Source organism: Bradyrhizobium embrapense, from assembly GCF_001189235.2.
Lineage (GTDB): Bacteria > Pseudomonadota > Alphaproteobacteria > Rhizobiales > Xanthobacteraceae > Bradyrhizobium > Bradyrhizobium embrapense.
Window position 1 is genome coordinate 429,757 of sequence record NZ_LFIP02000001.1, and the last position, 25,714, is coordinate 455,470.

Below are 25,714 nucleotides of genomic sequence, written 5' to 3' on the forward strand. Positions count from 1 at the left end.
CGCTTTCGGCGGCAGGCCCGCCGCAAAGACTGTCGTTAAAATGCAAAGGTCCGCCGAGGCAGTCGCCCTGGCGGACCCGATTGCGATACCGGATGGCTCCATCCGGCTCCGATAGCTGCTTAGGCCGCAGCCTTGGCGCCGGTCGGAACCTCGGAGATCGTCTTCAGGATCTGCGAAGCGATCTGGTAGGGGTCGCCTTGCGAGTTCGGACGGCGGTCTTCCAGATAGCCCTTGTAGCCATTGTTGACGAAGGAGTGCGGCACGCGGATCGACGCACCACGATCAGCCACGCCATAGCTGAACTTGTTCCACGGCGCGGTCTCGTGCTTGCCGGTCAGGCGCTTGTCGTTGTCCGGGCCGTAGACGGCGATATGATCCATCAGGTTCTTCTCGAACGCCTTCATCAGGCTCTCGAAGTACTCCTTGCCGCCGACTTCGCGCATATACTTGGTCGAGAAGTTGGCGTGCATGCCCGAGCCGTTCCAGTCGGTGTCGCCGAGCGGCTTGCAGTGGAATTCGATATCGATGCCGTAGCTCTCGGTGAGACGCAGCATCAGATAGCGGGCCATCCACATCTGGTCAGCGGCGGTCTTGGAGCCCTTGCCGAAGATCTGGAATTCCCACTGGCCCTTCGCCACTTCGGCGTTGATGCCTTCGTGGTTGATGCCGGCCGCGAGGCAGAGATTGAGATGCTCTTCGACGATCTTGCGGGCGACGCTGCCGACGTTCTTATAGCCGACGCCGGTGTAGTACGGGCCCTGCGGAGCCGGATAACCCTCTTCCGGGAAGCCGAGCGGGCGGCCGTCCTTGTAGAAGAAGTATTCCTGCTCGAAGCCGAACCAGGCGCCGTCGTCGTCCAGGATGGTGGCGCGCTTGTTGGACACATGCGGCGTCTTGCCGTCGGGCATCATGACTTCGCACATCACCAGCACGCCGTTCTCGCGCGCGGCGTCGGGATAGCAGGCGACCGGCTTCAGCACGCAGTCAGAGCTGTGGCCTTCAGCCTGCTGGGTGGACGAACCGTCAAAGCCCCACAGCGGAAGCTGTTCGAGGGTCGGGAACGACGCGAATTCCTTGATCTGCGTCTTACCGCGCAGGCTCGGCGTCGGCGTATATCCGTCGAGCCAGATATACTCGAGCTTGTACTTGGTCATTGAACCTCTCTGTTGATGATGCAAAACCGTGAGGAACCGAAAGCCAGTCGGCCGCCGCACGCGTACCCGGCCACCATCGGCCAGCTCTTACTAAGCAATTAAAATGCCAGTCGCTGCACTGCGGCACCCGCCCTCCTCGCGGATGTCCACAGCGGACATCGCATTTTCAGCTGCGACAAAGCAGCGCAGCCGGCGCGCACCACCGTCGGCCAAAATCTTCTCTCAGCGCCCTCCGCCGCCCGTTTCTGCAGCAAATTCAGCTACGGCGTCGGCCGCCGATTAATGCAGCGGCAGCGCCGTGTGACAGTCCGTGTCCAGCCATCGGGCGCCGAGCAACCATCCGCTCGGCCCAAGCGTTGGTCAGCTGCATCCTGCCTCGCAGGATGCAAACGACGATTTGCACACGATTTAGACAGCTGACGACTATTTCTTGGTCAACTTGCACCCCGCCGAGCCGGGGCCGATATCAAAATGACGGTAACGACACGCGAATGAGTCGGGCGCACCATGGAGGCTCGCTCCGGCCATAGGAGACTTTGACATGATCACGACGGGCCAAAATCAGGGATCGGCAACGATCTATCAATTCCCGGCAGGGGGCCGCGCGGCTCTCGGCGGACGACGCTACGGCGAGATGCGGACGGCGCGCGAGCTCGCCGCTGAGGTCGAGACCTCCGCCTGCAGCGAGAGCTGGTACCATCAGGCGGCCATCGACGACGCCAAGCCGAGCCGCGATCACTGATGTGGATCAGGCAGAGAGGCGCGACGCAAAAACGTCAGACAGCAACAGCCAAGTAAGAGAGGGTCGGAACGCAGCGTTTCGGCCCTTTTTTCATGCCGGCTCGCAGGCCGTCACCGGCCGCTTCGCGTGCCGGAGCCGGGTCAGTCCAGCCCGCGTAATCTCGAGCGTGACCCCACCGCCTCTGTAGCGCATGCCCGTCAGCGCCAGACGCTTCGTCAGTGTCACCGCCTTGCCGTCGAGTTGCAGATGCGCGCGGGTATCCCCGCCGAAGAACGCCGCAATGAATTGCGTGCCGTCGGCACAGTGATAATTCCGGAAGGCGGATTGCGCCGGCGCTGCCGAGGGCCCAAGAATCTCGAAAAGAATTACGCCTGCGAGAATGGCGCCTCCGCGATAAGTCATATTCTCCCCCCGAGAGGCTCATTATAAACCTGTCTGCGCCGACACCCCTGCGCCAGGATTTCTGCGCCAGGATATTTGCGCCAAGAGCTCATGAGCTGCAACAGGCCCGCCCGATGTCAGAAGCCCCTGCCCGTCACCTCAATCTCGCCGGCGCCAGCAATTTTCGTGACCTTGGCGGCTACCAGACACGCGACGGCCGGACGGTGCGCTGGCGGCAGATTTTCCGCTCCAACCATCTTGCCTATCTCACCGAGCAGGACGTCGCCGTGGTGCGCTCGCTCGGGGTCAAGAGCGCGTTCGACTTCCGCGGTGTCGCCGAGCGCGCCGATGCGCTGTGCAGCATGAGCGACGTGACCGTGCATTCACTGCCGGTCGAGCCGACGGTGGTTGCTTCGCTGCGGGCGATCGCCAGCAAGCGGCAGCTATCGGCAGCCGATGCGATCGACGTGATGCGGGATTCCTACCGGGGCTATGTGCAGGACAACACACAGCGCTACCGCACGCTGTTCGCCCATCTGCTCGAGGACAGCGCCCCGCTGGTGATCCATTGCACCGCAGGCAAGGACCGCACCGGCTTTGCCTGCGCGCTGATCCTGCACGCGCTCGGCGTGTCCGGTCAGGTGATCGCGGACGACTATCTCCTGACCAACCAGTTCTACAAGCGAGACCCGGCCCACAGCACCGAGCTGCCTGATGACGTCAAGCAGGTGCTCGGCACCGTTCGCGCGGCGTTTCTGGAGGCGGCGTTCGAGGCGATCGATGCCGATTATGGCAGCCTCGACGGATATTTCCGCGAAGGCCTCGGGCTTGGCCAGGCCGAGCGCAAGGCGCTTGAGGGCCGCTATCTGCAGGCCTGACTATTTTACTTCGCTCAGGCCGCCGCGGCCTCGAGCTCGAGCTCCGCATCGAGGTCGGCAATCACATCCTCGAACGCCGAGATTGCCTGCTGAATTGCTGCGATCTGCATCAGCTCCCAGCTGCCCACGGGTCCTTTGCGGTTTTGCAGCGCCACCACGAGATCGCGCCGCTGCTCCTTAAGCTGAACAAGCGGTAAACCGTGATCCGGAAGATTTCCCATTCGCGTAACCCCTACCTTGGCTGGAGTTCCGCTTCTAAGCAAAGGGTTCTGAAAACGACTTACAGAACTGCTGCAAATTTTATCGAACCGGCCCACCTCCGTAGTCTTACGTAGTCAGCGTTACGTGATCGCCTCCGGCTTCAAGGTTTCGTCGATCGCGCCGAACAGCGACTGGGTCACGCAATTGGTCGCCCATTCGCTGGTGTGAAGCTGGCCGCCATCGTCGAGCTCGCCAAGCGGAATCCCGGCATCGGCCCACCGCTTCATCAGCGCGAAACGGCTGAACAGGTTGACGCCCTTGCTCGAGGTGACGTCCGCGATCATCGGCATGATCGCGTTGGCGAGGTTGAGCGCAGCGTCCGTTCCGACGATCGCCTGCGTGTATTGTGAATCCATCACGATCACGTCGAGCGGCTCCGCCGCGAGCACGTCGAGCCCAGCCTCCAGCGTGGCGCGCACTTCGGCCGGATTGTAGCTCTTGTAGACGGCGTTGGTGCCGACCTGCCAGATCACCAGCGCCGGCGCCTCGGCCGTGACGTCGGACTCGATGCGCGAGTATTCCTCCGGCGCTTCCTGGCCGCCGATGCCGCGGTTGATCACATCGATCATCCGGCCGAAGAAGCGTTGCCGCAGCAGGATTTCGAGCCGCGGCGGAAATGGCAGGATGTTGTCGGCGCCCGCGGTCGACGATGATCCGAGCGTCACCACCTTGATCTTGCGCTGATGCCGAAGCGCTTCCGCGAAGTGCGGCAGCCGATGAGCGAACTTGACGAGTTCGAGATGGGTTTCGCACGGCCTTGATGTCGGCATCGCAAACATCCTTGAGGCGAATGAATTGATGAATGCGCGCAGTAGGAGACAAAATTGGCGGCATTGCAAATGAAATCCGCCTGATCATAGTGGGCAGCAACCTGTTGCTGATACGGAGACCGCCATGAAGGGAAAAGCCATCGTCATCACCGGCGCGCTCGGCGCGCTTGGCAAAGTGGTCGCCGAAGAAGCCCTGGCGCGCGGCGCGCGCGTTGCCGGCATCGATCATGCGGCCTCGCAGCTTGCCGCGACGGCCGATCGTATCGAGCTCGGCAATGTCGATCTCACCGACACCGCGCAGGCGACGGCTGCGATCGACAAGGCGGCGTCGCATTTCGGCCGACTCGACGGGCTGATCAACATCGCCGGCGGCTTTACCTTCGAAGCGGTGAGCGATGGCGATCCCGCGACCTGGCAGCGCATGTATGCGATGAACGTGATGACCGCCTTCAACACATCGCACGCGGCCATTCCGCACCTGATCAAATCGGGCGCCGGACGGATCATCAATATCGGTGCACTCGGCGCCTTGCAGGCCGCGGCCGGCATGGGTCCGTATGCGGCCTCGAAAGCCGGCGTACATCGCCTCACCGAGTCGCTCGCGGCGGAACTCAAGGGCAAGGTCACGGTCAACGCCGTCCTGCCATCGATCATCGACACCGCAGCCAATCGGGCGGCGATGCCGAAGGCCGACATCTCCAAATGGGTGACGCCGAAGGAACTCGCCGAGGTGATCCTGTTCCTCGCCGGCGATGCCGCCAGCGCCGTCACCGGCGCGCTGCTGCCGGTCAACGGGCGGGTTTGAGCCTGTCGCTGCCGAACGGACCCGCTACCAGAGATCGCGATAGTTCGCGAACTTTCGGAGGGTCTCGTCGTAGCGGGCCGGTACGATCCAGGGCAACAGCAGCCTGAAAATCGCATTCAGAAGCGGAGAGCGAAAACGCGCATAGAGGTCGAGCGGATCGAGCTCATGCCGCATCCGGAATTTCGGCTCGTAGCTGAGACCTGTGCTGCGAAACCACCTGTAACCGTTGGCGATCGCCCAGTTCATCATGTCGCGAATGGTGTAGTAGTAAAGATGGAGGTCAAGGGCGACAGCATAGTCCAGCCCGACATACTCCCAGAACAGGCTGTCGCCTTCGACCATGCAGAGGCTGAAGGCAATCACCTTCCCGCCCCGCCGCCAGATGAAGAAGCGGGCCGTGTCCTTCATGTCACTGCCGACCCGGCGCAAATACTCGGCTGTCAGCTTCTCGAAACGGAATTTCGAACGGTCGAAGACCTGCAGATAGAGCGGATGGATGTCGTCGACGGCATCCCCGGCATCATCGGTGACGGTGAGGACAAGGGGTACGCCGTCGGTCGCCTTGAATTTCTTGCGAAGCTGCCACCGCGCCGATCGCGGCAGCGCATGTTGCATGTAGGCGTCGAAATCCTCGTGCTCGATATTGAGCACCGTCATCGGCATGCTCGGCGCGCGGGCAAAGCCGTGCCGGACGAAGCAATCCAGCACCGGCCGATAGCGCGCAGGGAATTCCTTCAGGACGATGAGCTGCGCCCGGCACGATCTAGCGAGATTGACGATCTCGCGGCAGAGAATCTCCGCCATCTCGCCTGGTGGGACCGTGTCTGATGCGCCGAGATGTCCTTCCCCGGCGAAGCATCCAACCATCAAGGTGCGCATCTTGAGAAATCGGGGAACGAAGCGCCGGATGCGCGCCAGCCAAACCTGCCATTCCGCGCCAAGTCCTTCGAGAATGTCCTGGTCGAGAAGAAAGAACGGCTGGACGGCCTGGATGCAGCCGGCCCGGTCGACGATCGCGACGTAGCGGTACTCAACGCCGTCGCGGAGCGTATCCTCCAGGATTTCGTAGTAGCGACGATCCTTGCGCAGGGCAGCGAAGGTGTCAGCCCAGGCGCGGCAACCGGCGAGTTCGCCGCGCGTCATGATCTTCACGCCGAACCGCGCGGCAGCAGCCGCGGCGTCGGCGACACTTGGTGTACCAGACAGGCTGACGGTGTCCGACATCACGCTTGGCCCCAGTGATGCTTAACCTTCCAAGTCCGGGTTGGAACTTAATCGATCTGGGCTGGGGCCCCTGTGCCATCCGCGCAACAAGCAGTAACATTTCAATCGGTGTCACCAGGCGGACAAGGCTAGCAAGAAAGCCGTAGGTCAATCGCGCGCGACCCGGACGCCGCGGGGCGGCCGATGTCCCCGACCGCGACCTTGCAGGCCTGGCTCGGCGTCTTAGTCGGCAACCAACAGCCGCAGCTTCGACCTGAAGCGGATGCTCTGCTTACCGGCGAGCGCCATGCCGTCGCCCTCGGCGGTCTGGTCGGTATAGGTGCCGGTGAAGCCGATGGTCACCACCTTGCGTTCCCACACCGGGCGCTCGCCATAGGTCGGCGAGTGCTCCTCGTTGGTGACCTCGCCCTTCCACTTGCCGTCGGCCGCGGTGTAGCTGCCATGGGCAAAGAAGAACGAGTCGCCGCCGCGCATCTGGCCGTCGCGCAGCACCATGACACCCTGGTTGCCGCCAGAGACGCCATCGAGAAATTCGACGGTGATGTGATAAAGGCCGTTCCGGATCATGAAATGGTCGCGCCCTGTCCGGTCCAATAATAGCCGCCTGGCCGCGCTTTGGGCAAATTCCATCCGGCTTAGGGAGTACCATTCCGCGCTATGCTGGGCACCTGAGTCGCGGCAGGATGCCGCAGGAGCCTGCCTGTTGGAAACCGCGCTTTATCTGCCCGTCAAACACTTCCTGGAAAAGCTCGGCTTCACGGTGAAGGGCGAGATCGGAGGGTGCGACCTCGTGGCGCTGAGCGACGGCGATCCGCCTGTCGTGGTGATCGGTGAGCTGAAGCTCGCCTTCAATCTCGAATTGATATTGCAGGCGGTCGATCGCGCCGCGGCGGCCGATGAGGTGTGGATCGCGGCCAAGGTGTCGGCCCGCGGCAAGGGCCGCGAGAGCGACGCGCGGTATCGCAACCTGTGCCGGCGGCTCGGCTTCGGGATGCTCGGCGTCACCGATCGCGGCGACGTCGAGGTGCTGGTGCCGCCACCAACCGCGGCACCGCGCCGCAATCCGAAGAAGCGCTCGCGCCTGATCGCCGAGCATCGCAAGCGCAAGGGCGATCCCGCCATGGGCGGATCGACGCGGGCGCCGATCATGACCGCCTACCGGCAGCAGGCGTTGGCCTGCGCCTGTGCACTGTCGGATGGCCCCCGGCGGGTGCGCGACCTCCGCGTCGAGATTCCTGACGCCGGCAAGATCCTGCTGCATAATGTCTACGGCTGGTTCGATCGTGCCGAGCGCGGCATCTATGTACTCAATGATGCCGGCCGCGCCGCGCTGAAGCGCTGGCCGCAGCCGATGAGCGCGTCAGGGGCGGAAGCCGCTCCATAACAACAGGGGGGAGATCATGATCGTCGTCACCGGCAGCGTCACCGCCCGCTCCGACTCGTTCGACGAGGTGCGGCGATTGAGCCTCGCGCATGTCCATCGCTCGCGCACCGAGCCCGGCTGCATTTCGCACGCGGTTCATGTCGACTGCGAGAATCCGCTCAAGCTGGTATTTTTCGAGCAATGGGCCGACCGCGCCGCGCTGGCGGCGCATTTCGCGGTCCCCGCGTCACGCGATTTCGTCCGCTCCCTGCAATCTCTTGCGGCCGCGGCGACCGCCATCGAACTTTACGACGCTCACAAGATTGAGAGACTCTAGCTGCATGGCTGGATTGCCATCTCATATTCATATTGCAATGCAACATTGGGGACCTTACGTATCTCCCGCGATTCAAAGATGAGGCGGCGATGAGCGGAGACTGGAATACCAAGTACGGCACAAGGCGCGTGCGGCATGATCCGCCGACGCTGGAGGAGGCAATCTTCGCCGCCATCGGCATCACCGATGACGTGGAGGCCCAGGCCGAGATCGCGTCGTCGCTGATGGGGCTACCCTATGAAGAGGTGCTGGCCGAGGTGAAGAAGACCGCGCGCGTCAGCGCCCGCACCGGCACGGCGACCCGTGTGATCGCCGGCGAGCAGGGCGCGCAGCGCTCGGTCGTGGTCGAGCGCCGCGTGGTCCGCCGTCTCGCGCCCGCCAAGCGCACCGGCACCTGAAATACAACATCCGATTGCTCAAAGAAGAAGGGCAATCCGCTGAGCGGATTGCCCTTTTTACGTTAGATCTAAGACCGATGGCTCAGGCAGCCCGGCCCCAGCCGGACATCTGCATCACCATTCGCCAATAGGCGCGGTTCATGTCGACAATCGCGCGCGCGGCCTCGACCGGCGTTACCGGGGCAATCGCCGGCGCGGGCTCCGGCTGGTGCTGCTCCGTTAGGTCGATGCTGCCGGTGGACTCACCGTGACGGAAGCTCAGCTGCGCCCCGAACTTGGTGGCGAGCGCGCGCATCGCGTCGTTCTGCGCACCGGTGGTGATGCGCAGGCTGCCGTAGCCCTTGGCATGCGCCTCGGCGATCAGCTTGCGGAACAGCGTGCTGCCGACTCCCTTGCGCCGCACCGACCGCTCCACGCTGAAGGCGATCTCGGGCTGCGCGTCCGGTGACTGCTCCGGCGGATGCAGTTCGGCCGCGCCGCGGACTACGCCATCCTCGAAATAGGCGATGATGACGGTGCCGTCGTTGGCGCAACGCTCGGCGTAGCGACGGATGAAACTGTCGTCGATGAAGCCATGAAAACGATCATGGCGGCTGGTACGATCCAGTCGCAGCAAATGATCGCGCAGCAGAGGAAGCTCCTCCTGCTGGCTCAACGTCCGCACGGTGCCCTTCGCGGACGTCGGACGGATGGAATCATAGTTCATTTCATAACTCCTCTTGGTAGCCCTCGAGGAGGCGTCGAGTCCCTAGCAGCTCCTATATTGTGCGTCGCACCATATATTCAAGTACCAAGATTCATTTAAGTAAACAATGATGTGATCTCCAAATCACATCCTTGCCTCATCATAATACCAGTTGCGTTTGGGTGACGACGGCGACCAGCCTGCCGTCTTCGGTCTCCAGCCTGGTCTGCCAGACTTGGGTCCGCCGGCCCCGGTGAACTGGGGTTGCCGTCGCGATCACGATGGTCCCCTCCTTGGCCCCGCCGATGAAGTTGGTCTTGCTCTCCAATGTCGTAGTGCCCTTGGCATCCTCGGGCAGGTTGACCACGGTGGCGGCGGCGCCGACCGAATCCGCAAATGCCATCACCGCACCGCCATGGACGGTGTGATGGAGGGTGCAGAGGTCCGGCCGTACCACCATCTTGGCGATCACCCGATCCTTGCTGGCCTCGGTGAAGATGACGCCCTTCAGTTCTGCAAACGGCATCTTCATCGACTGGATCTTCTCGAGCGGTGTCATCAGGTTCCTCCGGTTTTTCTGGCGTCATACGCGGGCTTGACCCGCGCATCATCGTTCTTCGTGGGAAGCTTGCTCTGCATGATGGATTGCGGGGTCAAGCCCGGCAATGACGTGCGAGGTAATGGGGCGAATGACGTCATGGCCGTCGTGACATTGCCGTGACAATCCTTGGCGAGTCTGCCTACCGTCCGCGATGCGTGACTTCCCTCCCCGCCGGATCGTCTGCCTGACCGAAGAGACGGTCGAGACGCTTTATCTGCTCGGTGAGCAGGACCGCATCGCTGGCGTCTCCGGCTACGCGGTGCGGCCGCCGCAGGTCCGTCGCGAAAAGCCGCGGGTCTCGGCCTTCATCTCCGCCGACATCCCGAAGATCCTGGCGCTCGACCCCGACCTGGTACTCGCCTTCTCCGATCTCCAGGCCGACATCGTCGCCGACCTCGTGCGGGCCGGTGTCGCGGTCCATGTCTTCAATCAGCGCGACGTAGCCGGCATCCTTGCGATGATCCGCACGTTGGGCGCGATGGTCGCCGCCGCCGATCGCGCCGGGCAGTTGGCACAAAGCCTCAAGCAACGGCTCGCCGCAATCGCAGCAACGCCGCGTCCGGCTCCGCGGCCAAAAGTCTATTTCGAAGAGTGGGATGATCCGCTGATCAGCGGCATCGGCTGGGTGTCCGAACTGATCGAGATCGCCGGCGGCGAAGACGTGTTGCCACATCTGCGTGCCCAGAAGGCGGCCAAGGACCGCATCGTCACGCCTGATGCCGTACGTGCGGCGATGCCCGACGTGATCCTGGCATCCTGGTGCGGCAAGAAGGTGGTGCCCGACCGCATCCGTCAGCGCCCTGGCTGGAGTGACATTCCGGCCGTACGCAACGACCGGATCGTCGAAATCAAATCGCCGCTCATCCTGCAACCGGGCCCCGCCGCGCTAACCGATGGGCTCGATGCGATCGTCAAGGCGTTGTGGCCGAAGGGCGCATGATCTGACCGCCGTCATTGCGAGGAGCGAAGCGACGAAGCAATCCATGTCTCCGTATGTGGTGAAATGGATTGCTTCACTTCGCTCGCAATGACGAGCGGACAACGAAGCTACGCCTTCTCCACCCCGCACCATTCCGCGACGAACAGCGCCATGGCCTTGGTCGCCTTCCGCAGCGAGTCCAGCTCGACATACTCGTTGAAGCCGTGCATCGCCGCGCCGCTGGCGCCGAAGCAGAGGCTCGGGATGTCGTAGTTCAGGCCGTAGAAGCGCGTGTCGGTCAACGCCGTGAAGGCGCGATCTTCCACCGCGCCGCCATAGACCGCGTGATGCGCCCCGGCGAAGGCGGCTTCCGGCGCCTCAGAATTCACCAACTCATAGCCTTCCGAGAGGAAGCCCGACCATTCGACCTGCGGCGGGTTGTTGGAGAGGAAGCGATGGTCGCGCGCCGCGGCCGACACGCAGGCCAAAATCTCCTTCTGACACTCGGCGATAGACCAGCCCGGCAGCACCGCGATGCGGCAGTCGACATCGCACCAGGCCGGCACGCTGGAGGCCCAGTCGCCGCCCTTGATGATGCCGGGATTGAAGTTGATCGGATGATTGACGTCCTTGAAATGGCGGTCGGCCTTGGCGCGCTCGTTCCAGGTGATCTCGAGCTTCTCCAGCGCGTGCACCAGGTGATACGCCGCCATGATCGCGTTCGAGCCCGCACCGGCCTCGAACACATGCACCGGGAAGCCGCGCACCTTGAGGCGGAACCAGATCACGCCGACCTGCGAGCGGATCATCTTGCCGCCCGTCGGCTCCGGGATGAAGCAGGCATCGGCGCGATAGCCGCGCTGCAAGGTCGAGAGCGCGCCGACCCCGGTGCTCTCCTCCTCGATCACGGACTGGAAGTGAATCCGCGCCGTCGGCTTCAGGCCGGCCTTCTTGATCGCATCCAGCGCATAGAGCGCGGCGATGGTGCCGGACTTCATGTCGCAGGCACCGCGGCCGTACATCCTGCCTTCCTTGATCACAGGCGAGAACGGCGGCGTCTCCCACATCTCGAGCGGCCCGGTCGGCACCACGTCGCAGTGGCCCTGCAGGATCAGCGATTTGCCGGCATTGGTCGCCGGGCGGTAGGTGCCGACCACCGTGCGCGCCTTCGAGAAATCATGCTCGATCGGGCCGAAGCCGCGCAGGTCCTTCAGCTCGTCGAGATTGATGTGCCAGTCGTCGACCTCATAGCCGCGCTCGCGCAGGAGATCGCCGATCATGTCCTGGCACGGCCCCTCGGCGCCGCGGGTCGAGGGGATCGCGACGAAGGCCTGCGTGGTCGCAAGCTGCGCATCGAATCCCTGGTCAACGGCATCAAGGATTCGTTGTTGAGTCTCGGCAGTCATGCGGCAGCTCCATGGGGGACATCAGAAAAGGCGGGAGCCGCACCGTAACCCGATTTATCCCTCCGGGTATTGCGCAAAATAGGCATCTCGCAATGCATCTTCGAGCAGACGGCCTTCCGAATAGCCATCGAGCGTCGCAGGCCGCGTCACGCCGTCGAGCAGCCGCGGACACGGCTCCGGCGCGCCGAGCACGGTGCGCACCGGAATGCGCTCGGCATAGATCGGCAACTCGTAATCCTCATCGTCGTCGGCGACGCCCTTGGCGCGTACCTTTGCCGAGGCCTCCTCGATCTCCATCGCGATGAACGAGGTTGCCTTGATCTCCTGCTTGCTGCTGGCGCGCAGGCTCGCCGTGCGCTCCGGAAAGAAGCGGTCGACCATCGCGACGATCGCGCGCTCCTTCTCCTCGGGATCGGTGACGAGATAGGCCGAGCCGAACGCCATCACCGCGCGATAATCGGCAGAATGGTTGAAGCCGCAGCGTGCCAGCACCAGGCTGTCGAGATGCGCGACCGTCAGGCACACACGCTGGCCTTCCGACTGGTTCTCCAGCATCCGGCTCGCGCTGGAGCCGTGCCAATAGAGCCTGGTGCCCTCGCGCCAGAAGAAGGTCGGCGTGCAATAGGGCTGGCCGTCGATCACATAGGAGACGTGGCACAGCATCGAGGCGTCCAGGATCCTGTGCACGGTGGCGTGGTCGTAGAATCCGCGGTCATGGCGGCGCTTGACCCGGTTGCGGGACGACATGGGGTAGGACGGAGTGGACGCGCCTTCGGTCACGGCAGTGCCTTTCGAAATCTGGAATCTGTCCAGAGTTGTAGCGGCCCATTTGGTCTGCGATAGTGCCAATTCCATGCGAAAAATTCCGACCAATTCCCGCAAGCCCGCAGCGCGCAAGGCGGAGCTGCCGCTCGACCTCACCGGCCCGCACATCACGCAGGGCGCGGCCTCGCAGCAGCGGCTCTACCAGGCGCTGTGCCACACGATCGTCGGCGGCCTCGTCAAGCCGGGTGAGCCGCTGCCGCCGTCGCGCGCGCTGGCCAAGCAGACCGGCTTCCGCCGCAACGCGGTCACCACGGCCTATGAGCGGCTGATCGCCGACGGCTTTGCGGTGGCGACCACGGGCTCCGGCACCTTCGTCGCCGCGCGCATTCCGGCCCAGGCCAGCGCGCCGCGGCGTGCGAGGATCGAGATCGAGCCGCCGCAGCACAATGCGCTCTCGCTCGGCTGCACCCATATCGATGACCGCGCGCTGCAGCGCTTCCGCGCCTTTGCCGGCCGCAGGCTGCGCGCCTTCGGCGCCGAGCATCTGCACTACGGCGATCCCCGCGGCAGCAGCGAATTGCGCGCCGCGATCTCGGACCATCTGCTGTCGGCGCGCGGGCTGCGCTGCGATCCCGACCAGATCATTCTGGCCTCGGGCACGCTGCATGCGCTGCGCATCGTGCTCGGCGCCATCCTCAAGCCCGGCGACCAGGTCTGGTGCGAAGACCCCGGCTATCCGGCGGCGCGGCGCGCGATCGAGCATTGCGGCTATCGCCCGGTGTCGGTGCCGGTCGATGGCTCCGGCATGCGCATCGACAAGGGACGCGCATCCGCTTCCGCCGCGCGCGCCGCCTATGTCACGCCGTCACACCAGTTTCCGCTCGGCGTGCAGATGTCGATGCCGCGCCGGCTCGAACTACTCGACTGGGCACGAGATGCCGGCGCCTTCGTGTTCGAAGACGATTACGACAGCGAGTTCCGCTATGACGGCGCGCCACTGCTGTCGCTCGCCGGCATCGATCATCTGCGCCGCGTAATCTACATGGGCACGTTTGCGAAGACGCTGTTTCCGGGATTGCGGATCGGATACTGCGCCCTGCCCGAAGCCTTGATCGGTCCAGTGACTGCGGCGCGCGCCGCGCTCGATCGCTTTCCCGGCACCTTGATGGAAGGCGCGGTCGCGGACATGCTGAACTCCGGCGCCTTCGCCGCGAACCTGCGGAAATCGCGAAAGCTCTATCGCGAGGCACGTGACGTGCTGGCGTCGACACTCACCCGTGCATCCGAGGGCGAACTCACGGTTCCGGTGCCGTCGCAAGGCCTGCATCTCGTGGCGCGGCTCGATCCCGCAACCGATCCGCTGGTTGCCGCGCAGGCCAAGGCCAGTGCCGGCGTCGGCGGCTGGCTGCTCGCCGAGACTTATCACCGCGCGCGGCCCCTGCCCGGCTTCGTGCTGGGATTCTCCGGTCACCCGGTTCCGCAACTTGTCTCTTCGGCGGAACAACTGGCAAGGACAACGCTGACTGCGCTGCGCGCGACGCGCAAGATATCCGTCAAGGCATCCGCCGCGCCGCGGCGCTCTAGGAGAATCGCAACCACCTGACTAAGGTCGCCCGCGTTGAGTCGTCGAGTCAGTGTCCGCCTAAGGAGATACCGGATGCCCAATCGCAACGTCCTGTATCTCGTGATCGGCGCGCTGGTCGTGATCGCGGGCATGCTCGGCTACAATCTTTACCAGGCGAAGAAGCAGCCGGAAGGCCTGCAGATCAATGTCGGCCCCGACGGGCTCAAGATCCAGAGCAAGTGAAGGAGGCTCGGATGCTGCGCTTCGGATTGGTCGCGCTGATCGGCACCGTCGCCATCGGTGCGATGGCTCACTCCGCCTCCGCCCAGCAGGCCGTGATGCGCGAAGCCGACATCGTCGATCTCCGGGTCGGCCAGCGCGTCCTGGTCGATGACGGGTCGTGCCCGGCCGGACAGATCAAGCAGATCGTTGGTTCCAGACTGAGTGAGAACGGCGTCGTGCGCACCAGCAGCTGCGTGCCGCGGCTCGCCAAAAGGTAAAGCGCCTCGCTGTCGCGAGGCGCTTGCTGCATCACTGCGCCTTGTCACGTTGCTCAGTTCGAGATCGGCTCGAACATGCATTGCAGCGTCGGCTTGGCGATCTTGGTGAAGGTCGGGCCGATCTCGGCCTGCTTGGAGGGCGGCACCCAATCGGTCTCGATGGTCGGCACGCCGGTTTCGCTGATGCCGCGCAGCAGCGCCTGGCGCAGATCGGGATCGTCCACGGTCGCAGCAGCATGGTCATGCAAGCAGCCGCACACGGCTTCGGGATGCGCCCAGCGCCCGAGCATATGCGGCGCGCACTGGCGCACGAATTCATCGCGCGGTTCTGGCACCCGGTAGAGCGAGCGGATCTGCATCGACTCGAGTGGAAGTTGGGATTGGGCCTGCGCGGAACCGGCCAGAGCGAGCGATGCCAGGAGCGCGGCGGAACAGATACGGAGCGACATGGGGAGCTTTTACCGGCAGTTCTGCTTTTTACGTCGCGCTCAGTTGACCAGCGCCATCACCATCGGGGCCGAGGCGACCACCGGCGAGCCGTTATAGGAGAAGGTCCCGATACCGGGCAAACCGTTGTCCGGGGCACCAGCCATCGACGAACCCACCATCACGAAAGCGAAGGCGAGGATCAGGCTCATGGTCCGCATCTGACAGTCTCCGTCATTCCGGTTCGGCGCCCGGCGCCGTTGTGTTGACGGTTTGATAACGATCTGCCGTTTCCGGAGTTCTGCGGAACAAGCAGAAAATGGTTTCGTCGCCGGGACAATTGTTTCGTCGGCGGGCAGCCCACGAAACATTCGCCGGAAAACCCCAATGTTTTCAGTAGCCGCGACACTGCAGCCAGCCTGCTCAAGATTTCGAGCGTTCAACCTGCCGGGCAGTGGAGGGTTCGATTATGCGTGCAAATCGAGCGTCCTACCGCGTTTTCTTAACTTTCCTCTGCTGAGACAGGAAGCGGCCCAGCAAGGGGACGTGAACCGGTCGGCGGTTCGGCCGACTCATCTGGGCGTCGTGCAACCATCTTCGTGGTGGCGCGTTGTGGTGATTCCCGATCCAACGGTTGTTGTGATCCGATCCAACGAAGGATGTCAGTCGTGGGAAATGGCAACATCGGTGTTGGCAATGAATCCGCGGCGAGCAAATCCGGCCAGCAGCAGCAGATGACGGCCGCGATGCCGCAGCAAGGCGCTTATGTGATGGGCGACAATGAGTGCGCGCAGCAAAAGCTGGTCCGCCTGGTCGGTTGCCGCGACTCGAAGGTCAAGCCAGGCGTCAGCATCGGTGCGAAGCAGTTCGGGCAAACCAAGCGCTAGCTCGCCCGCCGCTTCAGCCAACAGGGCCAAGTCCCTGCTCCAGCTACTGAATGAACTCGCCGCACTTCTGCACGGCGGTACTGTCGGCCGCGCCCCAAGGCATGATCGGGACCGACGACGTCGAGTTCTTCGGGGAGCCCTCGATCAGCTTGTCGGAATAGACCATGTAGACCAGCACGTTGCGCTTGGCGTCGCAGCCCCGCACGATCTGCATCTTCTTGAAGAACAGCGACCGCCGCTTGCTGAACATGTCGTCGCCCTGGCCAAGCTTGCTCTTGAAGCGGATCGGTCCGATCTGGCGGCAAGCCAGCGAGATGTCAGAGACTTCCTCGGCAAGGCCGAGCCAACCCTTGAAGCCGCCCTTCTCCGGCACCGTGAAGTGACAGGCGACGCCCTCGACCTCGGGGTCGTCGACGCCATAGGTCGCAAGCTTGTCGTTGGGGCTCACCCATTTGAACACCGTCGAGCGGCGAAAGATCAGGTCCGGCTCGTCGGCCGCGGCCGCGGGAACTGGCTGCCCCAAAGCCAGCAACATCAGCAGCACCGCGCCGCCCAATCGAGGCAACAGCCGCACGTCACACAAGCTCACATTTCTCATCGAGGTCTCCGGCCGGGTGGTTCCCGCCTATGTAGTGCGCAAACGCCGCACAGGAAGGCGCTGACAGTTCGGTGAACGGACCGGGCGCTTTAACCTCCTGTGAGGCTTTTTTGCTACTCTTTCGTCGAAAATCCGCCCCTCACGGAAGGGTTAGATCGCTTGCGCTGGTGAACGTGTTCGGCGTCTGCGACAACCAACAGATAGCTTGGACTGGGATTCGGAATATGCGCGCAAGCGGACGTCGGATTTCGATTTTTGATTCTGCGAATGGGCGGTTCTGGCAGTTTGCAATTCTGACGGCGGCCGGCACTGTGGCCTCTTCCTCTCAGGCCGATGCAGCCTTGTTCTACTGGAACCGTGACTCCGCCTATTACGGCGAGGTCGAGCCGATGCTGCCGCAGCAGCCCCGGCCGAAGCCGAAGCGTAATACAGCCAAGAAAAGTCCGGCGATCGAGAAGGAGGCTGGCCGCAAGCCGCAAGGCCCCCTGATCATCTCGGTCTCGATCGACCAGCAGCGGGTCAGCATCTACGACGCCAACGGCCTCTACGCCGAGAGTCCGGTATCGACCGGCATGAAGGGGCATTCGACCCCGATGGGTGTCTTCAGCGTCATCCAGAAGCAGAAGTACCATCAGTCCAACATCTATAGCGGCGCGCCGATGCCGTACATGCAACGCATCACCTGGTCGGGCATCGCCATGCACGCCGGCGTGCTGCCCGGCTATCCGGCATCGCATGGCTGCATCCGCATGCCGATGTCGTTTGCGGTCAAGATGTACAACTGGACGCGGATGGGCGCCCGCGTATTCGTCACGCCGGGCACGATCTCGCCGGAGAATTTCTCGCATCCGCTGCTGGTGACGCAGAAGGTCGCGCCACAGCAGCCGGTTGCCGAGGACATCCTGAAGATGGATGCGCCGCTCGGCGTGAAGAGCGACAAGGGCGCGGACAAGCCGCAGACCGACCTCGACCTGCGCAGCAGCGTCGGCCATGCTGCCGCATCACTGCGCGACAACACCCACACCGCCGACGCCAGCAGCGCGATGCCGGCGGCAAGCGCGTCGGCGACGATGTCCGATGCGTCCTCCTCCGCGCGCGACGCCATTGCGCAGAAGATCGCGGCTGACAAGTCCGAGGCGAGCGCGACCGAGACTGCCGCAGCCGACAAGCCGGCCGAGGCCAATTCCGCCGCTGGCGACGACAAGACCGTCGGCGAAGTCACCGGCAGCACCGACACGGCGAAGTCCGAGGTTTCCGCAAGGGACCCAGTGAAGGCCGAAGCCAAGGCCGACGAGCCGAAGGCAGACGCCGCCAAGCCCGGCGTTGCCGACGCGCCCGGAACGGATACATCGAAGTCGGATGCAGCCAAGACGACGGATACCGCCAAGGCCGCTGCCAGGCCATCTGAGGCGGCAACCGCGGCCGACACAGCCGACGTCAACAAGGATGTGGCCAAGGATCCGGCGCGGCTGCCGGGCGTCGCCAGGATCGACGTGTCGAAGCGCGCCGGCCAGATCGCGGTGTTCATCAGCCGCAAGGATTCCAGGCTCTACGTGCGGCAGAACTTCGCGCCGCTGTTCGAGGTGCCGGTGACGATCGCGGCAAGCGACCGGCCGCTCGGCACGCATGTGTTCACCGCGGAAGCCGACAAGACCGATGCGAACCTGCTGCGCTGGTCGGTGGTGACGCTGCCGACCCGCAGCGCCGCCCGCATCGACGTCGAGGAGCGCGCCTCGCATCGCCGCAAGGTGGCGGCCGCAGCCCCGGTCGAGGCGAAGCCGCAGCCGGCGACCGACACCCCGGCCGAGGCGCTCGATCGCATCTCGATCCCGGCCGACGTGATGGCGCGGATCAACGAAGCGCTCGGCACCGGCGGATCGATCATCGTCTCCGACCTCGGCGTGAACCAGGGCGAGACCGGCGAAGGCACCGACTTCATTCTGCCGCTGCATTAGACCCGGACATAACGCCTTCTTGAAGGCCTACGCCTCCACTCTGGATTATGATCCCTGGGAGCATCTGTTCCGGGGACGAGACCATGATGGACCGCAGGACACTGATCGTGGCGGCGTTCGCCGCGGCTGCAGGATCCCGTGCGCTGCATGCGGAGCAACCCGCGATGAGCCGGATCACAGCCTACGCCTTCTCATTTCCGGCGCTCGCCGGCGGCGACATTCGGCTTGCCGACTATGCCGGCCATCCCTTGATGATCGTCAACACGGCCTCGCTCTGTGGCTTCACGCCGCAATATGCCGGCCTGCAGCAATTGTGGACCGAATTCCGCGACCGCGGCTTTGTCATCATCGGCGTGCCGTCCAATGATTTCGGCGGCCAGGAGCCCGGCGGCCCGACCGAGATCGCCGAGACCGCGCAGCATCAATACGGCGTCACCTTCCCGATCGCGGCGAAAGCCGTGGTCAAGGGCGCGAACGCACATCCATTCTACCGCTGGGCGGCGGAGGCTCGGCCCAGGGACGTGCCACGCTGGAATTTCCACAAATACCTGATCGGGCGCGACGGCTATATCGCCGAGGTCTTCCCTGAGTCGGTGACGCCGGACGACACCCGTATCAAGACCGGGATCGCACGGGCATTGGCCGCGGCCTGAGGGGCTAGGGTAATCCACGGAATTAACTGGGATTTCGGACACCCCCCCGCCACGTTCATTGCCTTGGCGTCGCCACTGCGACTAGGGTACGATGAGTTGGGGGTGAAGCGGTCCGGTTGCGGCAATACCGCGATCTGGAGCGCGATCAGCAGGGAACACGCCATGCGCATTGCGGCAGGTCTGATTTTCGCAGGGACCGTATCGTTGCTCGCCTCGAGCGCAGCTTGGTCGCAGACGCCACCTACCAAGGGCACCGCCGCGGCGCCGGCGGCAGCACCAGCGGCCGCAGCCCCGGCCCCTGCTGCAGCAGCGCCTGCGCCCGCCGCAGCGGCCGCTCAAGTGCCGCCGAAGCAAGCGCCGCAGCCGGCGCGCGCTGCCTGCAACAATCCGAACGCGCTCGGCGTCGCGCGCACGGTCGAGATCGACACGACAGGCGGTCCCGGCTTCGGCTTCGAGCATTTCAAGCAGCTCGACTTCCTGCGCGATCACGAAGTGGTGCTGACCTTCGACGACGGTCCGTGGCCGGGCAACACGCCGGCGGTGTTGAAGGCGCTCGCGGATGAATGCACCACGGGCATCTTCTTCCCGATCGGCAAGCACGCCACCTATCACCCCGAGATCCTGCGCCAGGTCTATGCCGCCGGCCACACCGTCGGCTCGCACACCTGGTCGCACGAGAATCTGAACAGCAAGAAGCTGACCGAGGACCAGAAGAAGGACGAGATCGAGCGCGGCCTGGCTGCGGTCAAGTGGGCGCTCGAGACGTCACCCTCGCCGTTCTTCCGCTTCCCGGCCCTGCAGCACCCGCCGGAGATGGTCACCTATCTCGGCAACCGCAACATCGCGATCTTCTCCTGCGACCTCGACTCCTTCGACTTCAAGTCGAAGAACCCGCAACAGGTGATCGACACCGTGATGAAGAAGCTCGCCAAGCTCGGCAAGGGCATCATCCTGATGCACGACTTCCAGAAGCACACCGCGGAAGCCCTGCCGACGCTGCTGACGCAGCTCAAGGCCGGCGGCTACAAGGTGGTGGCGATGCGCGCCAAATTCCCGGCGACCGTGTTGCCGCAATACGAGCAGGAGCTCGCCAAGGACGTCAAGCTACCGACCGTGAGCTCGCGGCCGGTGAACAGCGTCGTGACGACAGTCGATCAGTAAGCGCGCCGGCGATATTTCCAGTGTCTGGGTTGCGTATCGAGGGCTTCGTCATCGTCTCCGCCGATGGCCGGCTGGCGAACGCGCGGAATGTGATGCCCGACGACCTCAAGATCGAGGGCGACAAGCGGTTCTTCACCGCCGCCCTCGACCGTGCCGATCTCGTCGTGCATGGCCGCCACTCCCAGGAAGAGCAGCCGAACGCGCCGAAACGGCGCCGCCTGATCCTGACCGGCAAGGTCGCGGCGATCGCACCCGACCCGGACAATCCGAAGGCGCTGCTGTGGAATCCCGCCGGCTGCCCGTTCGAGACCGCGAGCCGCGAGGCCGGCGTGAGCTCGGGCATGGTCGCGATCATCGGCGGTCCCGCCGTGTTCGGCATGTTCATGGACCGCTACGACACATTCTGGCTCTCGGTCGCGCCGAAGGTGCGTATCCCTGACGGCGAGCCGTGCTTTCCCGGCGTCCCTGCCCGCACCCCGCAGCAGGTGCTAGCGGCGCACGGCCTTCACGCCGGCACGCCGCAGCTGATCGATGCGGAGCACGATGTCAGCGTGACGCCGTGGCGGCGCGCGGATTAACGGAGGGCACGACCCTCGTCGCTCTCGCCACGTCAATCGACCGAAACCCGTCAATTGCCTGAAACTGGTACCGCCGCCGGCCAGCGAAAAGCCGGCTCGCACAATATGCCAAGAGCCAGCAATCGGCCCCGACGGCGGTCCCAAACCAGCGGCTTGTTCCGTCTCTCGAGGAAACCAGAGCGCAGGCCTGCGTCGGTGTCCGACGCGCGCCGAGCTATAACCGGCATGGGATGAATATCGTCAATACAAGCTGATGCTCGCGAAACGCCAGATCAATAGACTGAGACAAAAACGCAAACTGGGGTATCGCGACGGACGAGCGATCGCCCCTGCCGCGCGGCCATGATCTTGATGGAACATGACGAGGGTCGCGCCAAACGGCCCGCCGGCGACTTTCCGTTCCGACAGCGGCGACCTATACCCGGGTCTTCAGAGACGATTCATCAAGGGAATGGCACGACCTGCGGCCTATCCCCCGAGCCGGATGCGAAATCGAATTCCCGAGAAGACTGGGCTCCTGCCACAATGACCGACGACCCCACCACGACCGGCGAGCGGCCAACGGCCGAAGCAGCCGGCGATGCTGCCTCCGTGTCGTCCCTGCTACCGACCTTCGGTTTTGCCGCCGCACGGATGGGTCCGGATGAAAACATCGCAGCCTGGCAGGAAGCAGTCGCCACGCTGTTCGACGTCGACGAACTGGCGCGCGGCGAACCTGCACCATTCTCGGCGGATCTCTGTTCCTATGCGATGGGACCCCTGCTGATAGGGTTCAGTCGCGCCAGCGGCCAGCGCTTCCTGCGCACCGCCGCGACGGTGGCGCGGTCCGGTGTCGATCACATCATCCTGCAGCTCTATCTGAAGGGCGGCTTCGACGGCGTTGCCGGCGCAATGCCGGTCCGCGTGCGCGCCGGCGACATCTGTGCGTTCGACCTCGCCCAGACGCTGGAGACCAGAGCGACCGCTTTCGAGAACGTGACCCTCGTCGTGCCGCGGCCGATGTTCGCGGCCCACATCGTGCAGGTCGATGCCCTGCACGGCCTCGTGCTACCGGCGAGCAGCGCAGTCGGACGCCTGCTGGCCGGGCATCTCACGGCCTTGTTCGAGTTCGCGCCGCGCATGACATTCGAGGAATACCCATCGGTGGTCGAAGGCACGATCTCACTGCTCTCAGCTTGCCTCAGGGGCCAGCTCGAGCGGGGCGATGCCGACCGTGGCGTCACCGCGAATGCATCGCTGATGCGGATCAGGCAGCATATCGAGGCGAAGCTCGGTGACGAACAGCTCTCGGTCGCGTCGCTCGCGGTCCATTTCGGCCTGTCCCGGGCCTCGCTCTACCGGCTGTTCGCGCCGGTGGGAGGCATCGCCGAATACATCCGCAGCCGACGTTTGCATCGGGCACTTTTCGACCTTGCGGGGTCGGACGGACACAACCTGAGGATCAGCGAAGTCGCAAGGCGCTGGCACCTCGGCACCGACGCGCATTTCACCCGCTCGTTCAAGACCGCCTACGGCATCACGCCCCGCGCAGCGCGTGCGGCCGCGTTGCTCGGCACCCGCATCGACCGAACAGCGGCCGATGCCGACAGCGCGACGATCTCGAGGTGGATGCGGGAAATCGCCCCGCCCCGCATCGCGGACTGATTGCCGACCGCTCTCCCGGCCTGCCTGACCAGTGCTCCGGCGCGCTACACGTCCCCATACGCCGGGTCGTCGCGGCGTGGGCCGCGGCCGTAGCCGGCGATGATGAACAGCGCGCCGATCAGCGACAGGTTCTTCAGCGCGTCGATCAGGGTCTTGGCGTTGTCGGGCGCCGGCTGATTCCAGAAATCATGGAAATAGAAGGTTGTGAAGCACACGAAGATGATCAGCAGGATCGCGAAGAATCTTGCCAGTACGTTCACCGCGATCATCAGCCCCGCGATGATCTCGAAGCCACCGATCGTGATCGCCAGCAGCTGCATGAACGGCATCCCGACGAAGGTCTCGATCTGCTGCGTATAGGGCGCGACGATGGCGGGGATCGTCACCTTGGCCGTGAGGAGATCCGCCGTTGCCTGGATGCCGAACAGCTTGCTCGCCCCCGAATAGAGGAACAGCACGGCGAACAGAATCCGTCCGAAGGTGATGAACGCTGGCATGGGTCGGCCTCACTGGATGGCAGAAATCGGACGAAGCAGGCGGGGCGAGTATGGCCGCCCCGCCTGCTTCGATCAAATCGAATCCGTCCGACGTCGCTGGTTCACCCGAACAGCGTCGGCTGCGCGCGACCGGCGCGCTCCTGGGCCTCGACCGCGGCAACCGCGGTCATGTTGAGGATACCGCGCGCCGTGACGCCGGGCGTGAGGATGTGCGCCGGGCGCGCCGGACCGATCAGGATCGGCCCCACCGGCAACGCGTTGGCCAGCGACTTGATCATCTGATAGGCGATGTTGGCGGCGTCGAGGTTCGGCATGATCAGGATGTTGGCCTCGCCTTCCAGCCGCGATTGCGGCAGGACGAGCTTGCGCGCAACCGCCGACAGCGCGGTGTCGCCCTGCATTTCGCCGTCGGCCTCGAGCTCCGGATGCTTGTCCTTCAACAGCTGGGTGGCCCGCCGCATCTTGCGCGAGGACTCCGTATCATAGCTGCCGAAGTCGGAATGTGACACGAAGGCGACCTTCGGCTTGAAAGCGAAGCGCTGGACATGGATCGCCGCGAGCGACGCCACTTCGGCGAGTTCCTCCGCACTCGGGTTCGGCCGCACCTGGGTGTCGGCGAGGAAATGGGCGCCGGTGGAGGTGATCATCAGCGCCAGCGCGGCATAGTCGCTGACCCCCGGCAGGAAGCCGATGATCTCGCGGACATGGCGCAGATGGCTCATATAGCGGCCTTCGACGCCGCACAGCATCGCGTCGGCTTCGCCGCGCGAGACCGCCAGCGCCGCGATCACCGTGTTGTTGGTGCGGACCACCGTTCGCGCGGCCTCGGGCGTCACGCCGCGACGGCCGGCGACGTCGATATAGGACTGCACGTAGGAGCGGTAGCGCGGATCGTCCTCGGGATTGATCAGGTCGAAATCGCGGCCGGCCTTGATCGACAGGCCGAAGCGCTTGATCCTGGTTTCGACCACCGACGGGCGGCCGACCAGGATCGGCCGCGCCAGCTTTTCCTCGAGCACCACCTGAGTCGCGCGCAGCACGCGCTCGTCCTCGCCTTCGGCGTAGATCACGCGGACCGGCTGGGTCTTCGCCTTGGCAAACACCGGCTTCATGGTGAGGCCGGAGCGGAACGCGAATCGTTCGAGGCTGGCGGCATATTCGTCGAAGTTGGCGATCGGCCGGGTCGCGACGCCGGACTCGATCGCGGCCCTGGCGACGGCCGGTGCGATGCGCAGGATCAGGCGCGGATCGAACGGGCTCGGGATCAATGACCCCGGGCCGAAGCCCTGCGTCTCGCCGCTCTCGAAACCGTGGGCCACCGCATCCGACGGCGGATCGCGCGCGAGCTGCGCGATCGCATCGACCGCGGCATGCTTCATCGCCTCGTTGATCGCGGTGGCGCCGACATCGAGCGCGCCGCGGAAGATGAAGGGAAAGCACAGCACGTTGTTGACCTGGTTCGGATAGTCCGACCGGCCGGTGCAGATCATCGCGTCGGGACGCGCCGCGCGCGCCTCTTCCGGCATGATCTCCGGCACCGGATTGGCAAGCGCCATCACCAGCGGCTTGTCGGCCATCTGCTTGACCATTTCAGCCTTCAGCACGCCCGGCGCGGACAGCCCGATGAAGATGTCCGCGCCCGGAACGACGTCGGCCAGCACGCGCGCGTCGGTCTTCTGGGTATAGACCGCCTTCCAGCGGTCCATCGTGGTGTTGCGGCCCTCATAGACCACACCGTCGATGTCGCAGACAAAGATGTTCTTGCGCTGCGCCCCCATCGAAACCAGGAGATTGAGCGTCGCGATCGCGGCCGCGCCAGCGCCGGAGCAGACGATCTTCACGTCGGACAGTTGCTTGCCGTTCAGCAGCAGCCCGTTGACGATCGCGGCCGCGACGATGATGGCGGTGCCATGCTGGTCGTCGTGGAACACCGGGATCTTCATCCGCTCCTTGAGCTGGGTCTCGATCTCGAAGCACTCCGGCCCGCGGATGTCCTCCAGATTGATGCCGCCGAAGGTCGGCTCCAGTGCCGCGACGGTCTCCACCACGCGCTCGATCGTGTCGGCGTTGATCTCGATGTCGAATACGTCGATGCCGGCGAATTTCTTGAACAGCACCGCCTTGCCTTCCATGACGGGCTTGGAGGCCAGCGGGCCGATATTGCCGAGCCCGAGCACGGCCGTGCCGTTCGAGACCACCGCCACCAGATTGGCGCGGGCGGTCAGCGTCGCCGCCTCGGCCGGATTATTGGCGATCTCGGTGCAGGCGGCGGCGACGCCCGGCGAATAGGCCAGCGCCAGGTCGCGCTGGTTGGCAAGCGGCTTGATCGCCTGGATCTCGAGCTTGCCCGGTCGCGGCAGCCGGTGATAGGCGAGCGCGGCGTTATGGAGTTCTTCAGACGATGACGACATGCGTGCTCCCCGCGTTTCCGGCCCAAATTTCTTGTTTCTGTGCTAATCCAGGCAAAAGTCAGTTGTCCGGTAAATCGAGCCGGATGTGAAGCATGTCCCGCCGCTTGGATGCAACATCGGATACTGTCCTCGTCAACAGGCCCGGGCGGGC

Annotated in this window: 31 protein-coding genes; 15 read left to right on the forward strand and 16 right to left on the reverse strand. The window is 64.3% G+C overall.

The features are described 5' to 3' along the window. Positions 1–119: 119 nt before the first annotated feature. Positions 120–1,154 carry a glutamine synthetase beta-grasp domain-containing protein gene (locus AKN83_RS02375; RefSeq protein ID WP_050401410.1) on the reverse strand — a complete coding sequence of 345 codons (1,035 nt, stop codon included), beginning with the start codon at positions 1,152–1,154 and terminating at the stop codon, positions 120–122. Between the two features lie 541 nt (positions 1,155–1,695). Here AKN83_RS02375 and AKN83_RS02380 point away from each other — a divergent pair. Then, a complete protein-coding gene (locus tag AKN83_RS02380; RefSeq protein ID WP_050401411.1) occupies positions 1,696–1,896 on the forward strand; it encodes a DUF2735 domain-containing protein in 201 nt (66 codons plus the stop codon). A gap of 90 nt (positions 1,897–1,986) precedes the next feature. Here AKN83_RS02380 and AKN83_RS02385 read toward each other — a convergent pair whose 3' ends face one another. Further along, positions 1,987–2,298, reverse strand: a complete 312-nt coding sequence (locus tag AKN83_RS02385; protein ID WP_050401412.1) for an MliC family protein — start codon at positions 2,296–2,298, stop codon at positions 1,987–1,989. Between the two features lie 113 nt (positions 2,299–2,411). Here AKN83_RS02385 and AKN83_RS02390 point away from each other — a divergent pair, with 113 nt between their 5' ends. Next, positions 2,412–3,155: a tyrosine-protein phosphatase gene (locus tag AKN83_RS02390; RefSeq protein WP_050401413.1), complete on the forward strand. Its 744-nt coding sequence runs from the start codon at positions 2,412–2,414 to the stop codon at positions 3,153–3,155. Positions 3,156–3,169: 14 nt separating this feature from the next. On the opposite strand, the gene AKN83_RS02395 is transcribed toward AKN83_RS02390, so the two are convergent. Together AKN83_RS02395 and AKN83_RS02400 are read right to left on the reverse strand one after the other, a co-directional pair. Further along, on the reverse strand, positions 3,170–3,376 hold the full coding sequence (locus tag AKN83_RS02395) for a hypothetical protein (protein WP_035634033.1): 207 nt from the start codon (positions 3,374–3,376) through the stop codon (positions 3,170–3,172). A gap of 120 nt (positions 3,377–3,496) precedes the next feature. Further along, on the reverse strand, positions 3,497–4,186 hold the full coding sequence (locus AKN83_RS02400) for an SGNH/GDSL hydrolase family protein (RefSeq protein ID WP_050401465.1): 690 nt from the start codon (positions 4,184–4,186) through the stop codon (positions 3,497–3,499). A gap of 124 nt (positions 4,187–4,310) precedes the next feature. Here AKN83_RS02400 and fabG point away from each other — a divergent pair, with 124 nt between their 5' ends. Beyond that, on the forward strand, positions 4,311–4,991 hold the full coding sequence (fabG, locus tag AKN83_RS02405; RefSeq protein ID WP_050401414.1) for a 3-oxoacyl-ACP reductase FabG: 681 nt from the start codon (positions 4,311–4,313) through the stop codon (positions 4,989–4,991). A gap of 24 nt (positions 4,992–5,015) precedes the next feature. On the opposite strand, the gene AKN83_RS02410 is transcribed toward fabG, so the two are convergent. Beyond that, positions 5,016–6,215, reverse strand: a complete 1,200-nt coding sequence (locus AKN83_RS02410; protein ID WP_172803470.1) for a GNAT family N-acetyltransferase — start codon at positions 6,213–6,215, stop codon at positions 5,016–5,018. Positions 6,216–6,437: 222 nt separating this feature from the next. Continuing rightward, positions 6,438–6,782 carry a GrlR family regulatory protein gene (locus AKN83_RS02415; RefSeq protein ID WP_050401415.1) on the reverse strand — a complete coding sequence of 115 codons (345 nt, stop codon included), beginning with the start codon at positions 6,780–6,782 and terminating at the stop codon, positions 6,438–6,440. Positions 6,783–6,918: 136 nt separating this feature from the next. Between AKN83_RS02415 and AKN83_RS02420 the strand changes: the two genes are divergently transcribed. The 3 genes from AKN83_RS02420 (at position 6,919) to AKN83_RS02430 (ending at position 8,313) form a co-directional block, all read left to right on the forward strand. Beyond that, positions 6,919–7,599: a DUF2161 domain-containing phosphodiesterase gene (locus AKN83_RS02420; RefSeq protein ID WP_050401416.1), complete on the forward strand. Its 681-nt coding sequence runs from the start codon at positions 6,919–6,921 to the stop codon at positions 7,597–7,599. Between the two features lie 16 nt (positions 7,600–7,615). Continuing rightward, positions 7,616–7,915 (forward strand): putative quinol monooxygenase, encoded by a 300-nt coding sequence (locus AKN83_RS02425; RefSeq protein ID WP_050401417.1) that lies wholly within the window; start codon positions 7,616–7,618, stop codon positions 7,913–7,915. 89 nt (positions 7,916–8,004) lie between these two features. Beyond that, positions 8,005–8,313, forward strand: coding sequence for a hypothetical protein (locus tag AKN83_RS02430; RefSeq protein WP_050401418.1), 309 nt, complete (start codon positions 8,005–8,007; stop codon positions 8,311–8,313). Between the two features lie 82 nt (positions 8,314–8,395). Here AKN83_RS02430 and AKN83_RS02435 read toward each other — a convergent pair whose 3' ends face one another. Further along, entirely contained in the window at positions 8,396–9,019 is a 624-nt protein-coding gene (locus AKN83_RS02435; RefSeq protein WP_050401419.1) for a GNAT family N-acetyltransferase, read from the reverse strand. A 139-nt stretch (positions 9,020–9,158) separates the two neighbouring features. Then, positions 9,159–9,557, reverse strand: coding sequence for a PaaI family thioesterase (locus AKN83_RS02440; protein WP_050401420.1), 399 nt, complete (start codon positions 9,555–9,557; stop codon positions 9,159–9,161). Positions 9,558–9,750: 193 nt separating this feature from the next. Between AKN83_RS02440 and AKN83_RS02445 the strand changes: the two genes are divergently transcribed. Next, positions 9,751–10,539: a cobalamin-binding protein gene (locus tag AKN83_RS02445; protein ID WP_050401421.1), complete on the forward strand. Its 789-nt coding sequence runs from the start codon at positions 9,751–9,753 to the stop codon at positions 10,537–10,539. 107 nt (positions 10,540–10,646) lie between these two features. Here AKN83_RS02445 and AKN83_RS02450 read toward each other — a convergent pair whose 3' ends face one another. Beyond that, positions 10,647–11,924 (reverse strand): ArgE/DapE family deacylase, encoded by a 1,278-nt coding sequence (locus AKN83_RS02450; protein WP_050401422.1) that lies wholly within the window; start codon positions 11,922–11,924, stop codon positions 10,647–10,649. Between the two features lie 54 nt (positions 11,925–11,978). Then, positions 11,979–12,671 carry a pyridoxamine 5'-phosphate oxidase family protein gene (locus AKN83_RS02455; protein ID WP_430641499.1) on the reverse strand — a complete coding sequence of 231 codons (693 nt, stop codon included), beginning with the start codon at positions 12,669–12,671 and terminating at the stop codon, positions 11,979–11,981. 106 nt (positions 12,672–12,777) lie between these two features. Between AKN83_RS02455 and pdxR the strand changes: the two genes are divergently transcribed. Genes pdxR through AKN83_RS02465 form a run of 3 tightly spaced genes read left to right on the forward strand, consistent with a single transcriptional unit; the run spans position 12,778 to position 14,753 of the window. Continuing rightward, a complete protein-coding gene (pdxR, locus tag AKN83_RS02460) occupies positions 12,778–14,292 on the forward strand; it encodes a MocR-like pyridoxine biosynthesis transcription factor PdxR (protein WP_050401423.1) in 1,515 nt (504 codons plus the stop codon). 54 nt (positions 14,293–14,346) lie between these two features. Beyond that, positions 14,347–14,496, forward strand: coding sequence for a hypothetical protein (locus tag AKN83_RS40420; protein WP_172803471.1), 150 nt, complete (start codon positions 14,347–14,349; stop codon positions 14,494–14,496). 11 nt (positions 14,497–14,507) lie between these two features. Then, positions 14,508–14,753, forward strand: a complete 246-nt coding sequence (locus AKN83_RS02465) for a DUF6719 family protein (RefSeq protein WP_050401424.1) — start codon at positions 14,508–14,510, stop codon at positions 14,751–14,753. Between the two features lie 53 nt (positions 14,754–14,806). Here the strand turns inward: AKN83_RS02465 and AKN83_RS02470 are convergent, their stop codons facing one another. The 4 genes from AKN83_RS02470 to AKN83_RS02480 form a co-directional block, all read right to left on the reverse strand. Continuing rightward, complete coding sequence (locus AKN83_RS02470; RefSeq protein ID WP_050401425.1) at positions 14,807–15,202, reverse strand: hypothetical protein; 396 nt, start codon at positions 15,200–15,202, stop codon at positions 14,807–14,809. Between the two features lie 39 nt (positions 15,203–15,241). Then, positions 15,242–15,400 carry a hypothetical protein gene (locus AKN83_RS40425; RefSeq protein WP_172803472.1) on the reverse strand — a complete coding sequence of 53 codons (159 nt, stop codon included), beginning with the start codon at positions 15,398–15,400 and terminating at the stop codon, positions 15,242–15,244. Between the two features lie 441 nt (positions 15,401–15,841). Further along, positions 15,842–16,096, reverse strand: coding sequence for a hypothetical protein (locus AKN83_RS39390; RefSeq protein ID WP_157113173.1), 255 nt, complete (start codon positions 16,094–16,096; stop codon positions 15,842–15,844). Between the two features lie 13 nt (positions 16,097–16,109). Continuing rightward, entirely contained in the window at positions 16,110–16,601 is a 492-nt protein-coding gene (locus AKN83_RS02480) for a CreA family protein (RefSeq protein ID WP_157113247.1), read from the reverse strand. 287 nt (positions 16,602–16,888) lie between these two features. Between AKN83_RS02480 and AKN83_RS02485 the strand changes: the two genes are divergently transcribed. From AKN83_RS02485 to AKN83_RS02505, 5 genes are all read left to right on the forward strand, one after another. Beyond that, positions 16,889–18,619, forward strand: coding sequence for a L,D-transpeptidase family protein (locus AKN83_RS02485; protein WP_050401428.1), 1,731 nt, complete (start codon positions 16,889–16,891; stop codon positions 18,617–18,619). A gap of 83 nt (positions 18,620–18,702) precedes the next feature. Further along, a complete protein-coding gene (locus tag AKN83_RS02490; protein WP_050401429.1) occupies positions 18,703–19,272 on the forward strand; it encodes a glutathione peroxidase in 570 nt (189 codons plus the stop codon). A gap of 162 nt (positions 19,273–19,434) precedes the next feature. Then, positions 19,435–20,433, forward strand: coding sequence for a polysaccharide deacetylase family protein (locus AKN83_RS02495; RefSeq protein ID WP_050401430.1), 999 nt, complete (start codon positions 19,435–19,437; stop codon positions 20,431–20,433). Between the two features lie 20 nt (positions 20,434–20,453). Then, on the forward strand, positions 20,454–21,011 hold the full coding sequence (locus tag AKN83_RS02500) for a dihydrofolate reductase family protein (RefSeq protein ID WP_050401431.1): 558 nt from the start codon (positions 20,454–20,456) through the stop codon (positions 21,009–21,011). 525 nt (positions 21,012–21,536) lie between these two features. Then, a complete protein-coding gene (locus tag AKN83_RS02505) occupies positions 21,537–22,655 on the forward strand; it encodes a helix-turn-helix domain-containing protein (RefSeq protein ID WP_050401432.1) in 1,119 nt (372 codons plus the stop codon). A gap of 44 nt (positions 22,656–22,699) precedes the next feature. Here the strand turns inward: AKN83_RS02505 and AKN83_RS02510 are convergent, their stop codons facing one another. Beyond that, positions 22,700–23,152: a DoxX family protein gene (locus AKN83_RS02510; RefSeq protein ID WP_050401433.1), complete on the reverse strand. Its 453-nt coding sequence runs from the start codon at positions 23,150–23,152 to the stop codon at positions 22,700–22,702. 101 nt (positions 23,153–23,253) lie between these two features. Continuing rightward, positions 23,254–25,563, reverse strand: a complete 2,310-nt coding sequence (locus AKN83_RS02515; protein ID WP_050401434.1) for an NADP-dependent malic enzyme — start codon at positions 25,561–25,563, stop codon at positions 23,254–23,256. Positions 25,564–25,714: the final 151 nt, after the last annotated feature.